This is a genomic window from Paenibacillus sp. J22R232 (assembly GCF_056269165.1).
Window position 1 is genome coordinate 119,178 of the sequence record NZ_JBWDNK010000004.1, and the last position, 13,701, is coordinate 132,878.

Genomic DNA, 13,701 nt, shown 5'->3' on the forward strand with positions numbered 1-13,701 from the left:
AGGTGATCCCGGCCGTTACTACCGGGATCGCCTCTTTTTGTAGTTTACGCTCTGCGCTCGGAGATATAGCAGGCGATTCCCAGCATAAGCGCGGCTCCCACAAGCAGTGCGCCTACCCATGGCAGCGCCGTTATGGACATATGCGTGATGACAAAGCCGCCGATAAAAGCGCCTGCTGCATTGCCTAAATTGCCTGCTGAATGGCTGGAGGTAGAAGCAAGCGCCGGCGCTGCCTTTGCTAGGCTCATAATACGGACCTGAAGCCCCGGCATCACGGCAAAGGACGCCGCTCCCCAGAAGAAGATGGTCAGAACAGCCGCAATCGGGCTGTGGATGGTGAAGGTAAGCAGCGCTAGAATGAGGCATATCGCCAAATACAGTCCGAGAATAGAGGGAAGCAGCTTCCAGTCCGCCAGCTTGCCGCCGACGATGTTGCCGATCGTTACGCCGCAGCCGAACAGGACAAGAATCCATGTTACGCTGTGCTCCGCGAAGCCGGACACCTCCACAAGCAGCGGCGCAATGTAGGTGAACACGGCGAATAAGCCGGCATTGCCAAGCGCCGCGATCAATAGGAATAGCAGCAGCTTTGGGCTTGAGAGCGCGCTGATTTGTTGGACAATGCTTGCGGGCTTCTCGGGCTTTAGCTTCGGAATAAAGATTAGGATGCCAATCAACGCCAGTATGCCCATGATGGCGATGGCACCGAAAGAGGCTCGCCACCCCATATTTTGACCGATAAAGGTACCAAGCGGTACGCCGATGATATTCGCAATCGTGAGCCCGGCCATCATAATGGACACGGCGCCGGCACGTTTGTCGGGGCGTACGAGGTTAGACGCGATAACGGCGCCGACGCCGAAGAAAGTACCGTGCGTCAAAGCGGTTAACATTCTCGCTCCCATTAGAACGGCATAGCTCGGGGCGATTACGGATACTGCATTGCCAACAATAAATAACACCATTAGAAGCAATAATAGCTTTTTTTGCGGAATACGGTGGGTAAGAATCGTTAATATGGGGGCACCGACGGCTACGCCGAGCGCATACATCGTAATGAGCTGCCCAGCGGCAGATATGCTCACGCCTAAATCCTGCGCCACGTTGGGGAGCAGTCCCATAATGACGAACTCGGTCATTCCAATGGCGAAGGCGCCGACGGTAAGGGATAGAATAGAAATGGGGAATGGTTCCTTGACTGTTTGTTTTTTGGCCAAGCGTTCTGCTAGTTCCATGATGTCGTTGTCAACCTTTCTGAGTGCTCGTGAAAGCTTACATAAAATAATAGGCAACAAGCCTAAAAGACCTGTTACCTATTATTTCGTTTTCTGTTCGCGTAATCAAGCTATTTCTATCTGGCTGCCCTTCGTGCAGCGGAAGCAGCGAACGACGTTATGCCTTTTGCTCATAAAGCTTAATGATCTCAATAATGGTATGCACGGCCTTCACCATATTGTCTGCTGACACGTATTCAAACCGGCCGTGGTAGTTTTCCCCGCCTGTGAAGATGTTGGGCGTGGGCAGTCCCATATAGGACAGCTGGGAGCCGTCTGTGCCGCCGCGAATCGGTTCGATAATCGGCTTGATGCCGAGATTCTCCATCGCCAGTTTTGCGATTTCAACAATCTCTATGACCGGTTCGATTTTCTCCCGCATATTGAAATATTGGTCTTTAATTTCCAGTACGATGCGATCCTTGCCATAGCGGGCTTGCAGTCCCTCCATGATTTGGGTCATTTGTGCTTTCCGCTCGCCAAACCGTTTGCGATCATGGTCGCGTATCAAATAGCGGAGCTGCGTTTCCTCAACGTCGCCTTCGATGGAGGCAAGATGGAAAAAGCCTTCATAACCTGCCGTGTGTTCGGGTGCTTCTTCGGCTGGGAGCATGCCTTGCAGCTCCATGGCGATCTTCGCGGAATTAATCATCTTGTCTTTAGCAGTGCCGGGGTGGACGTTTTTACCTTTGACCGTAATGTGAGCGCCTGCGGCATTGAAGCTTTCGTATTGCAGTTCTCCTAATGGGCCGCCATCCATCGTATAGGCATAAACAGCGTCAAAGGCCGCCACGTCAAAGCGGTGCGGACCCCTGCCGATTTCCTCATCGGGCGTAAAAGCGACCCGGATTCTGCCGTGCTTGATTTCAGGATGCTGAAGGAGGTAAGCCATAGCTGTCATAATCTCGGCAATGCCGGCTTTATCGTCTGCCCCCAGCAGCGTCGTTCCATCGGTGGTGATCAAGGTATGGCCCTTATAGCCGGAGAGCTCAGGAAAGTCCTTAGGAGACAGCGCGATGCCTAGCTCCTGATTGAGGATGATATCATTCCCGTCATATGGCTCTACAATTTGCGGCTTTACGTTCGTACCCGTGAAATCGGTGGCCGTATCGACATGGGCAAGGAAACCCACCGTGGGAATTTGCTTGTCCGTGTTCGCGGGCAGCGTGGCCATGACATAACCATTCTCATCCAGCGTGATATCCTCCATGCCGATGCTTGCCAGCTCTTCCACAAGCTTACGGGCAAGCACTAGCTGGCCAGGCGTCGAGGGGCATGAAGTGCTGCTCTCATCGGATTGGGTTTCTGTTCGTGCGTAAGCAATAAAGCGGTTTATGATCTCCGTTTTCATGGTCTGTTCAACATCTCCCATACATTTGATTATGTAGAAAATTATAATACAAAAGAGACGGCATCCCAAATGATGCCGTCCCGCGTTTGATTAATGCTGGATACACAAGGTCTAATAGGTGGGATCCGTCGTGTCATACGAGCGGGTTATGCACGTTTTTTGAATGTGGATACTTTTTCAGATACCTGAGCTACGGCAATATGCTTTTGCGTATGCTTTTGGGCTTTAGGCCTATGAATAATCAGCGAGAGCAGTACCAGGTTTAGGGGCAAGGTGCCGGAAGGATAGACGAAATAAACATCCTTCCACATGGGAGCGAATTTGTTCTTATATTCATAAAGCCCTTTGAAGTTGTACATTTTGCTTCCGTAGCGGTACAGCAGACCAGCTGCCGGGAAAGGATTTGAATTAGCAAGCGGAGCCATTCCGAGGCTACATACTGAATAGCCTTGCTCTTGGCCCCATAGAAACAATGACGCGAACAGCACGTCCATCGTCCCATGCGGGCATGCTTTCGTATAGCGCATCAGATCAATGGTGATACGGCCGGGGAGCGGTTCCTCTTTTTTTCTTGCGTGCTGAGGTTGCCCGCCGGCGATGGAAACAAAGGCTTCATACTGCCCGCTAGGGCCAATCAGTACGGCAATTGGGAACTGGCTGACATAGCCTTGCGAGAAGGAGCCGACGGAGAACCCCTTTTCCTGCCGATTGGCGAGCCATTCATCCGAAATCGCTTCAAGCCGGTTCAGCAGCGCGTCCGAATAAGGGGGCTGCATAACTTGAAACGTAAAGCCGCTGCGCTGCGACTTATTCATGCGGTTGCGCAGCTTGAGCCATTGCTTTCCCTTTAGGCTGAAACCGGTCAGATCAACCTGAGCCTCTTCTCCAATCTTGGAGCTGAGCATGCCTAGGCGTTTATATAAAGAAAGATATGTCGCTTTGGTTTGATAAAAAACAGGGACACGCTTGTTCTGAGCGCAGTCCTCGATAAACTGCGCAATAAGCCGTTCGACAGCGGCTGGCGTGCCAATCGGGTCTCCCAGCACAATTCTGCGATTTCCGATAGAACGGTAAACGAGAAGTGCCTCATACCGGGAATCCCATAGCCATTCTTTGTCGCAAAGGTAATATAAATGTGAATGCGATTGGTGACCGCAGGTTTTTAATAAGTCCTTCAAGCGTTTTTCGGAAAGGTTATCGATCATTTGAAAATCCTCCAAGTAAGCAATGAATATGTCGAATCGTGTCGCATATTATGTTTATCGGCGTGAACGACCCTTGATTAAAGAGAAAAGAGGATATCCGCGGGCGCTGCGTTAAAGAAATTTCGCATTCGGTCGGGGCTAGAGGGTATAATATGAACAATAATTAGCATATAAAGCCCTAAAAATTGATTTTAAGGGGATATAGCTATGAGAACCGCAAGACCTCCCTGTTAATCCGCTGCTGCCTATCGACCACGAGCTCCTCCGCTTTATTTGATTGCGCAATTTGCATTCAAAAGGAGAGGAGCCGTCATCATGGGCCATATACCGAACGTCCGGAAGCTGTTCGTCATTCGTTTTTGTAACCATTTGATTCCCGCTTATGTGATTGAAAGACTGTTCTGGGAAGAGCGGGGCATGACCATACAAATGGTTGTGTACACTGAAATTATTTTTGCGTTCACGATTGTGTTATTCGAGGTGCCCTCCGGCATTTTGGCAGACAGATGGGGTAGGAAGAAGCTGCTTACATGCGCTGCGCTGCTTGGTTGCCTTGAATTTCTGCTGCTCGTGTTCGCGACCGCGTTCTGGCACTTTGCATTGGTCGTGTTTATAGCTGCAATCGGCCATTCCGCCAGCAGCGGGGCAGAGGATGCATTGCTGTATGATTCCTTGGCAATAGAAGCAAAAGAGTCGCAGTTCGAGAAAGTAGTAGGCCGATTAAACGCATGGGGCCTGGTAGCGGTCATCCTTGCCGCACTGAGCGGCAGTTTCTTAGCGAGCCAATTCGGATTGGAGCTGAATTATTGGATTTCCCTATGTGCCATGGCCGTATCGCTAGCGGTCACGCTGTTATTGGCCGAACCCGCTCGGGTCGGCGGTAGAGCAGATGAGGGCTCCATGCCTTTCAAGCAGTATCTCCTCGTTTCCATCCGGTTTTTCAGAAGGAACAAGGGGCTCAGCTTAGTCATGCTATCGGGAATGGTTATGGGAGCCGCTATTAATTTCATCGATGAATTTTGGCAGATCTATCTGGAGCGATTAGATATTCCGGTTCTGTATTTCGGAGTCTTTTCTGCCGCCATATTCCTGCTCAGGCTGCCGGGCAATATGCTTGCCTATAAACTAAAGCATTGGATCAGCTATCGAGCCTTGCTCCTAGGCATAACCGCGGTTCTCACGCTCGGATTCTTTTATATATCGATGACTCAGCATTACAGCAGCTTGATTGCAATCGTCGTGATTTGTACGGCTGCCGGTGTAATTGAACCGCTTGCGGCTGGTTATCTGCATCACCGAATCGATTCGTCGATGCGAGCCACAATGGGCTCGTTTCAATCCTTTGGGGAGAACGTGCTGCTAACGCTAACTGGCTTAGGTTTCGGTTATTTCTCTTCGAAGCTCGATATTTTCGGAGGTTTTGGTTTCCTTTCCGTTATTTGCAGCTTGTTTTTTATTTATTTTTTGTTTGCGTCCAAGAAGGTTGTAGAGTAGAAAAGTGGCGTTAAAGCTGTCTATCTCAGGTAAACCAGGAGCGGGCAAATCTAATAAAATGCGTGAAAACCTTCAGTCCCACAATAAAAGTGGTACTGAAGGTTTTTTTTGCCCGATTATATGCCAGGCTAGAGCTGATATATTCAAGGATGCGTTTGGGAAACGGCACTTTTTTGCGCGGTTTGCACATAGGTTGAAAGCGTCTGCTAGAGCCGAAATATGGTATATTCATAATAGTGAAAAGACAGAGGCGAAGGACTAATGAAATGAACAAACAAATGGCAGTTTTGCTTGGTATCATTGGAATGTTTTTTGCGGTGACATTCATTTTCATCATGCAGTGGGTTCAGCCCTCCGTGAATTATCCGCAGGCGAAGAACGGGGTGCTGGATGCTAGAGAGTGGAATTTCGCTGAACAGGGGTTCGTACCGCTGCGGGGCGAGTGGGACTTCTATGAAGGAAAGCTGCTTACGCCGGAGGATTTGCCCAGCTTGAAGCCGGATATTCAGGCCATTCCGGCACTTGTTCCCGGAGGCTGGCGGGAGATGGAGGGCTTTTCGAACAAAAAGGGTTTCGGTGCAGGTACCTACCATTTGAAGATTTATGTAAGCGAATCGGATATTTACAGCCTTCGCGGCAAGAAGATGCGAATGTCGAGCCATATTTTCATGAATGACAGCGATCTCGGAGGCACGGGGAGAACGTCGCTTTCGCCTGATGCGTTTATTTCGAGCAACATTCCCTTTATAGGTACGGCTTATTCCAACGGGCAGACCGTCGATATATTCATTCAGGTAGCGAGCTTTAAATATTTGGCTGGCGGCTTGGTTCAGGCGCCGGAATTCGGATTAGACGAAGATATATCGAACCGGCGGGACCACTCGAGGCTGGCGGATATGATTGTCGTCACCATGCTGCTCGTTTTCGGGTTGTATTACTTGGGCATGTTCAGACAGTGGCGGAAAGAGAAGCATTTGATGTATTTCAGTTTTTTTTGCCTGGCAACGGGCTTGTTTTTCAGCATTGATAATGAAATATTAGCCATCCTGGTTATTCCGGGCCTTTCATTTCTTTGGTTGCAGAAGCTGATCTTTTTATTTTCTTTTTTCTCTTTTATTTTCTTCGCGCAATATGCCTACAGTTATTTAGGAGAGCGGGACAACATCGTTTTTCGATGGCTGCGGCGCTGTTCGTTTATTTATTTCCTGTTGTTTATGATTGTACCGAACACTTATTTGCGGAGTATTTTCTTTATTGCCGTCATATTGCAGCTCGTTACCTTTATATCTGTTTTCTACGCCATATTCCGCAGTAGAAGCAGGGGCGATCAAGGAAGCTTTACGATTCTGATTGGGGTCTTTTTTCTCATCGTAAGCTGGATTTATGCGCAGCTTCGCTATGAGCTGGCGCTCGATAATCCCTATTATTTGATCGTTACGCCGTTGCTCCTCGTATTCTCGCAGGCGTTTCTCATCTCAAACCGGATGCAGGAAGGTTTCCAGAGGAGCGAAAGGCTTGCCGAGCAGCTCATTGTTTATGATCGGCAGAAGGATGAATTTTTGGCCAAAACCTCGCATGAGCTGCGAACGCCTTTGCATGGCATTATTAATTTATCGCAATCGCTGCTTGATAATGAGGAAAAGCCGCTTAAGCTGGAGCATCGCGAGAATATTATGCTCATGCACTTATTAGGACGCAGGCTTGCGGGGCTGGTGCATGATATTCTGGATATGAATCAAATTCGGCATGGGCAGCTTTCTATTCATAGGACCTCCGTCAGTCTTCATATGTCGGTTCGCTTTGTCATGGAGACGCTATCGATCTCCTCGCTTAATAACGAGGTGAGAATCGTTAATGATTTACCGAAATCATTGCCTATGGTGCTCGCAGACGAGAACAGGCTGAGGCAGATTCTGCATAACTTATTGGAGAACGGCTTGAAGTATACGATCAAGGGTACGGTAACGATCTCGGCGGAGAAGAGATCGGGTATGCTTGCCGTCTCTGTTTCCGATACGGGAAGAGGCATTCCGACGGAAGCGCTGCAGCAGCTCTTTCAGCCCTTTATGCAGTACGAGCATGAAGATATGGATGCGCGCAGCGGCATCGGACTTGGACTTAGCATCTCTAAGCAGCTGGCGGAGCTGCAAGGAGGCGTGCTCGAAGTGGAATCGGAGGTAGGCGTAGGTTCCCGGTTCACCTTCACCATCCCGCTCGCAACGGCAGAGGCGAATGATGTGTCCGAAGCAGCAGGCGGCGAGCTCGTTCGCAGCTATGCTCCGGTATCGCATGCGGCGGCAAGCGAGCTTAAAGGTTCCTTCCATATCCTAATCGTCGACGATGAGCCGTCTAATCTGAAAATATTGATGGACGCAGTTGAATCCATGCCGTATGCCTATACCGCTGTACAGAGCGGAGAAGAAGCGCTTTTGGCGCTGCAGCAATCGGTTAAGCCGGACCTCGTGCTGCTCGACATTATGATGCCAGGCATATCCGGCCTCGAGGTTTGCAGGGAGATACGGAAGCTGCACGGCTTATCCGAGCTTCCTGTGCTCATGTTGACCGCCTCGGGCCAGACAGGCGATGTCATGGCGTCCTTCGCTGCCGGAGCGAATGATATTCTTCAGAAACCGTTTGAGCTTATGGAGCTGAAGGCGCGCATGAAATCGCTGCTTGCTATGAAGAGTTCCTCGGAGGAGGCCATACGCCGGGAACTGGATTTCCTGCATGCTCAGATTACGCCGCATTTTCTATATAACAGCTTGAATGCATTGGTCGGGCTCAGTTATAAGAACGTGGATAAGCTTAGGGAAATGATCTATCATCTGACCACCTATTTGCGGGCGAAATTTACGTTCGTGTTCCAAGGTGAGCTGATTGAGCTTAAAAAAGAACTCGAGCTGGTTGAAGCTTATCTCGCGATTGAGCAGCTTCGCTTTGGCAATCGGCTGCAGGTTCATTACCACTTGGAGGATGGCGTAAACTGCATGCTTCCGCCGCTTTCCCTTCAGCCGATCGTAGAGAATGCGGTTCGCCACGGCATTGGCCCGAAGCCGGAAGGCGGCAGCATACACATTACGATTTGCGGGAGCAGCGAAGGGGTAGATATTACTGTAGCGGATGATGGTGCCGGGATGGATGAATCCACGCTGCGCAAGCTGGACAATGGCGAAGCTGGCGGTGTCGGTATCGGCAACGTTAACCGTCGCATGCAAATGCTCTATGGCGTTAAGATGGATCTGCACAGCTTGCCGGGTCAAGGGACGCAAGTTAAGCTGCATATACCGGAGGGATTTGATGCTAAGCGCAATTATGGTTGATGATGAGGAAATGGCGTTAGAGGTTTTGGAGATTCTGCTGGAGGAGATCGGAGGCGTAACCGTAGCCGGCAAATTCAGCCAGGTGGCGGAGGCGATTGCGCAAGCCGCCGCATTAAGGCCGGATCTTATTTTCCTGGATATTGAGATGCCCGGGATGAATGGGCTTGCTGCGGCTGAGCTGTTCTTTGCCGAATCTCCGGACAGCGAGATCATTTTCGTCACGGCATTCCATGAATATGCCATTGAAGCGTTCGAAACAAATGCAATCGGTTATTTGCTGAAGCCAGTCGTAAAGGACAAGCTGGCAAGCACCGTGTACCGCTATATGAACATGCAGGCCAAAGCGATTCGCCGAATGGGTAATTCCGTACCTGCTGGAATCGTGCCAAACGGGGAGGCCGCTTCGCTTTCTAGTGCGAGCCATTCCCTTCATCTCAAGGCAATGGGCAGCTTAGAGCTCTATCAGGCTGATGGGACGCTCGTAACCTGGAGAACGAAAAAAACAAAAGAGCTGTTTGCTTATCTATGGAGCTTTGCCGGGGCTCCGGTTTATCGCTATTATATTCTCAATGATCTATGGCCGGACCTGGACGTGGAACGCGCGCAAACCTTATTCCATACGACGCTGTACAACCTCAGGACCACCCTCAAGAAAGCGGGATTTATAGAAGCTGTAGCTTTTGGAGATGAGCGGTATTGGCTGACTTCGGCAGAGATGGCAAGCGATGTGACTGATTTGGAAAATATGCTGGCGGATCATTCCGGCCGCTATGACGCGGCTGATCTGCTGCTCCTATATCGAGGAGATTTTCTCGAGATGGAGCATTACAGCTGGGCGGAGGCAAAACGGCACCAGCTTCGCACAAGCACGGTGCTGCGCTTGGAGCAGCTGGTGGCGGAGACGCCTTCTTCCATGAAGGAGCAGCTGCTTCGCAAGCTGATCGAGCTGGACCCCTATGGCTTGAACAATTATGATCACTTGATTCAACACTTCCGTCAGGAAGGGAACAGAGCTGCTGCGCGGAAGGTGGATGAACAGCGGTTGAATATAATCGGAAATGAGCTTGGAGCTGGCATAGGCCGCAGGCGCCGCTGAGCGGAGCGAATATATTCGTTAATTGACGCGACAGCCCCCTTGTTTTCGCGAGCCAATTTTGGGACAATAATAAGCAGAATACGCGCTTCGGTTATATAGGCGGGAATAGACTGGATCTTGCAGTTTTGAAAAGAGGATTATACATGAACAAACCATCCATATATGGGTTAACTTTTGAGCAGCTGACGGACTTTTTTAAGGAGCATGGCTATACGAAATTCCGGGCAACGCAGGTATGGGAATGGCTGTACAGGAAACGGGTTACGGCTTTCGGCGATATGATTGACGTCAAGGAGGAATGCATCAAGCTGCTCTCTGAGCACTTTGTTCTTCTGACCCTTACGGAGCATACGCGGCAGGAATCGGCGGACGGAACGAACAAGTTTTTATTCAAGCTGCATGACGGGAATCTGATCGAGACGGTATTGATGCGCCATAAATTCGGTTTGTCGGTATGCGTAACGACTCAGGTAGGCTGCAACATCGGCTGCAGCTTCTGCGCAAGCGGTCTGCTGGCGAAGAGCCGCGACCTGTCCAGCGCTGAGATTGTTGAGCAAATCGTGCAGGCCCAGCTTCACCTGGATCGGATGCAGCAGGATGAGCATGTGAGCCATGTCGTTGTGATGGGTATCGGCGAGCCATTCGACAACTTCACGAACATGACAGACTTTATCGGCGTCATCAAGAGTCAGAAGGGACTCGCTATCGCAGCTAGGCACATTACTGTATCTACAAGCGGTCTTGCAGGCAAAATCGTGGAGTTCGCCGATTCCGATCTGCAGGTTAACCTTGCCGTTTCCCTTCATGCGCCTAACAATGAGCTGCGGACACGGATTATGAAGATTAACAAAGCGATTCCAATCGAGAAGCTGATGGAGTCCATCGATTATTATTTGGAGAAGACGAACCGCAGAATTACGCTGGAGTATATATTGCTCAAGGATGTGAATGATCAGAGGGAGCATGCGCTCGAGCTGGCGGAGCTGATCGGCAATCGCCGAAGCTTGGCGAATGTGAATCTCATCCCATATAACCCGGTCGACGAGCATAGCCAGTATCAGCGTTCGGATAGAGAGACCATCCGCGCCTTCTATGACACGTTGAAGAAGCAAGGGGTTAGCGTCAGCGTCCGTCTGGAGCACGGTACCGATATCGATGCGGCCTGCGGACAGCTTAGAAGCAAGCAAATCAAAAAAACCAAAGAGCTTCAGCTTGGCTAGACAACTGCCGTTTGCAGAGGGCATTTCCGTCACAGGGAATGTTCTTTTTTGCGTTAACGTGACAGTCTTCTGCTTCCATCCTTTATCTGTTAAGATGAATTTGCCGCACGGCATGATATTGGCTAAGAAGGGTGTAAAAACATGAAGAAAAAAGCATTGGATTTGCTTATCATTATGGCAGGAGCGTTTATATTTGCGTTAGCCATCAATTTATTCGTTATTCCGAATGAGCTCGGAGAGGGCGGAGTTACGGGAATAACGATTATTTTATATTATTTGTTCGAATGGTCGCCAAGCTTGATCAGCTTGCTTTTCAACTCCTTTCTGTTAGTTGTCGGCTATCGCTTCCTCGACCGAAGAACGGTTATCTATACGATCGCTGCGGTGTTGTTTCACTCGTTATTCCTGCATCTGACGGAGAACTGGAGCATTGCATCAGATGAGATTACCGTGAATGCGGTATTCGGCGGCTTGTTTGGCGGAATCGGAATTGGCTTAATCATCCGAGTTGGCGGCACGACTGCCGGAACGACTATACTCGCCCGCATCGCCAATAAGTATTTGGACTGGAATATCAGCTATGCGCTGCTGTTTTTCGATCTGATCGTCGCCTTCTCGTCTTATTTCATTATCGGGGCAGAGGCGCTTATGCTGACGATTGTCATGCTTTATATTGGGACGAAGGTGATGGACTTCATCATTGAGGGCGTAAATCCGAAAAAAGCCGTGACGATTATTTCGAAGGAGCAGGACAAGATCGCGGAACAAGTCAACGTGGTGATGGATCGAGGGGTTACGGTTATGTACGGTCGCGGTTATTACACGAAAACGCCGCAGGAGATCCTTTATATCGTCATAAGCAAGCAAGAGCTAAGTACGCTCAAAAAAATCGTGAAGGCAGCCGACAGAAACGCTTTTATTACGATCCATGACGTACGCGACGTGTTCGGGGAAGGCTTTATTGATATTTCGAAGTAGATGATAAAGGTAGCCATGACTTGGATCATTGTCATAGGTTGCCTTTTCTTAATTTTCTTTAGGGAGGAGCTCCGTACCGGAGACGGTACTAGCTTGAAGGTGATATGGTTGGCTGGCTCAAGCCAGTCATGCTAAAGCATGCTAAAGCTTCGTCGAAATAGGAGGCAGCCCGGTATGCTTCAACCGCATGAAATAGCCATTCCATTTCCGACTGAGAGGCTCCTCTATTCTTATCATTTCACTCGTTATAGCGCTGTCCCATCAGCTGGAAGTCATCGCTTTTCGCTTATTTTTGCAATATAGGGTAAGATTAGAGGAAGAAAGCAAATGGGAGCTGTTCAAATGTCGAACGAAGAAGTAATATTAACCCAAGAGGGCTTAGAGCAATTGCAAGCCGAGTTGGACGATCTGAAGTACGTTAAGAGAAAGGAACTGGCAGCTCGGATTAAGCTGGCGATTAGCTACGGCGATTTGAAGGAAAACAGCGAATACCATTCCGCGAAGAACGACCAGTCATTTATGGAAACGAGAATCATAATATTAACCAAGATGCTCAAAAAAGCCCGCGTTATCGAAGCCGATACCCTCGATCTCTCAAAGGTCAATATCGGTCTGACCGTTATTCTTAACGATATCGAATTTTCCGAGAAAATTACTTATAAAATCGTAGGCACGGAAGAAGCGGACGTAGCGGAAAATAAAATTTCTTACGAAAGCCCGCTGGGCAAGGAGCTGCTGGGGAAAACCGTTGGCAGCATCATCAGCGTCAACGCGCCAATGGGCGTTATTAAATACGAGCTTCTTGAAATAAAAGCAATGTAATCATTCATTCCTAAAGCAAAGGATGAGGGGAAAATGGGTAAGCTATTTGATGCCATGTTACCTCAGCATGAGGCGTTTATTCGCCAGCAGCATATCTTTTTTGTCGGATCGGCTCCGTTATCGGAGGAAGGGCATGTCAGTATATCTCCTAAAGGACATGATTCCTTGCGCATTCTGTCTGCGAGCCGCGTTGCCTATTTGGATTTGACGGGCAGCGGCAATGAAACGAGCGCCCATCTTGAAGAGAACGGAAGAGTCACGGTGATGTTCTGCGCGTTTGACGGAGCACCCAATATTCTTAGGCTTTACGGTAAGGGGAAGGTTGTGCTTCCTAATTCACCGGAATGGGATACGCTTTTTCCATTGTTTACGCCGCTGCCGGGTGCCAGACAGATTATGGATATCGAGGTGCACAAGGTGCAAACCTCTTGCGGGTACTCGATTCCATTTATGTCTTACGAAGGCGAGCGGGAGACGCTTCAACGCTGGGCGGTTCAGCAGGGCGAGGACGGATTGGTCCAATACCGGAAAGAGAAAAACACGAAGAGCATCGATGGTATGCCAACCACTTTGAGCGCTCTTTATAAGTAATTATGCAGCGTGGCCAGCTAATTCGACATTGTCGAATTAGCTTTTTTCAAAATATAGGAAGGTATTTCATTTCGCCAACTTTTTCTATATTTTTACGCGCAACGTAAGCTTAGCCGCCAGAGGACGGCTTCAGCCGTTTACGCTTGTTAGCGAATACTAGCGGAGACGACAGCATAACGCGTCTATTGAGCGAAAAAAACAAGGATCGACAAAATCAGATGAGAAAAGATTAATGAGCTATGGGACTCTAGCATGATGTAAACTAACACTTAGTGTGGCAAAGTAATACTTAGGAATGCGATACACTGACCATCAACTTTTGGAAGCTAGATAGGTTTCTCCAAAACTTT

The 13,701-nt window shown here is 49.3% G+C and carries 10 protein-coding genes; 7 read left to right on the forward strand and 3 right to left on the reverse strand.

Annotation, left to right across the window (positions count from 1 at the left end; translation table 11 throughout):
* Positions 1 to 44: 44 nt before the first annotated feature.
* The 3 genes from AC0YN3_RS14395 to AC0YN3_RS14405 all read right to left on the reverse strand — a co-directional run bounded on the left by AC0YN3_RS14395 (position 45) and on the right by AC0YN3_RS14405 (position 3,830).
* A complete protein-coding gene (locus AC0YN3_RS14395; protein ID WP_475775724.1) occupies positions 45 to 1,235 on the reverse strand; it encodes an MFS transporter in 1,191 nt (396 codons plus the stop codon).
* Between the two features lie 157 nt (positions 1,236 to 1,392).
* On the reverse strand, positions 1,393 to 2,625 hold the full coding sequence (gene pepT / locus AC0YN3_RS14400; RefSeq protein WP_475775725.1) for a peptidase T: 1,233 nt from the start codon (positions 2,623 to 2,625) through the stop codon (positions 1,393 to 1,395).
* Positions 2,626 to 2,771: 146 nt separating this feature from the next.
* Complete coding sequence (locus tag AC0YN3_RS14405) at positions 2,772 to 3,830, reverse strand: phosphatidylglycerol lysyltransferase domain-containing protein (RefSeq protein ID WP_475775726.1); 1,059 nt, start codon at positions 3,828 to 3,830, stop codon at positions 2,772 to 2,774.
* A 315-nt stretch (positions 3,831 to 4,145) separates the two neighbouring features.
* Between AC0YN3_RS14405 and AC0YN3_RS14410 the strand changes: the two genes are divergently transcribed.
* From AC0YN3_RS14410 to AC0YN3_RS14440, 7 genes are all read left to right on the forward strand, one after another.
* Positions 4,146 to 5,324, forward strand: a complete 1,179-nt coding sequence (locus AC0YN3_RS14410; protein ID WP_475775727.1) for an MFS transporter — start codon at positions 4,146 to 4,148, stop codon at positions 5,322 to 5,324.
* 266 nt (positions 5,325 to 5,590) lie between these two features.
* Complete coding sequence (locus AC0YN3_RS14415) at positions 5,591 to 8,644, forward strand: hybrid sensor histidine kinase/response regulator (protein ID WP_475775728.1); 3,054 nt, start codon at positions 5,591 to 5,593, stop codon at positions 8,642 to 8,644.
* The gene (locus tag AC0YN3_RS14420) at positions 8,622 to 9,740 is read left to right on the forward strand and encodes a response regulator (RefSeq protein WP_475775729.1); all 1,119 of its coding nucleotides are present in this window, start codon (positions 8,622 to 8,624) and stop codon (positions 9,738 to 9,740) included. Before AC0YN3_RS14415 ends, AC0YN3_RS14420 begins: the two co-directional genes overlap by 23 nt.
* A gap of 143 nt (positions 9,741 to 9,883) precedes the next feature.
* Positions 9,884 to 10,960 (forward strand): dual-specificity RNA methyltransferase RlmN, encoded by a 1,077-nt coding sequence (gene rlmN, locus AC0YN3_RS14425; protein ID WP_475775730.1) that lies wholly within the window; start codon positions 9,884 to 9,886, stop codon positions 10,958 to 10,960.
* A gap of 141 nt (positions 10,961 to 11,101) precedes the next feature.
* Positions 11,102 to 11,938, forward strand: a complete 837-nt coding sequence (locus tag AC0YN3_RS14430; RefSeq protein WP_475775731.1) for a YitT family protein — start codon at positions 11,102 to 11,104, stop codon at positions 11,936 to 11,938.
* A gap of 342 nt (positions 11,939 to 12,280) precedes the next feature.
* On the forward strand, positions 12,281 to 12,760 hold the full coding sequence (gene greA, locus AC0YN3_RS14435; RefSeq protein WP_475775732.1) for a transcription elongation factor GreA: 480 nt from the start codon (positions 12,281 to 12,283) through the stop codon (positions 12,758 to 12,760).
* A 33-nt stretch (positions 12,761 to 12,793) separates the two neighbouring features.
* On the forward strand, positions 12,794 to 13,351 hold the full coding sequence (locus AC0YN3_RS14440; RefSeq protein WP_475775733.1) for a pyridoxamine 5'-phosphate oxidase family protein: 558 nt from the start codon (positions 12,794 to 12,796) through the stop codon (positions 13,349 to 13,351).
* The last annotated feature ends 350 nt before the right edge of the window (positions 13,352 to 13,701 follow it).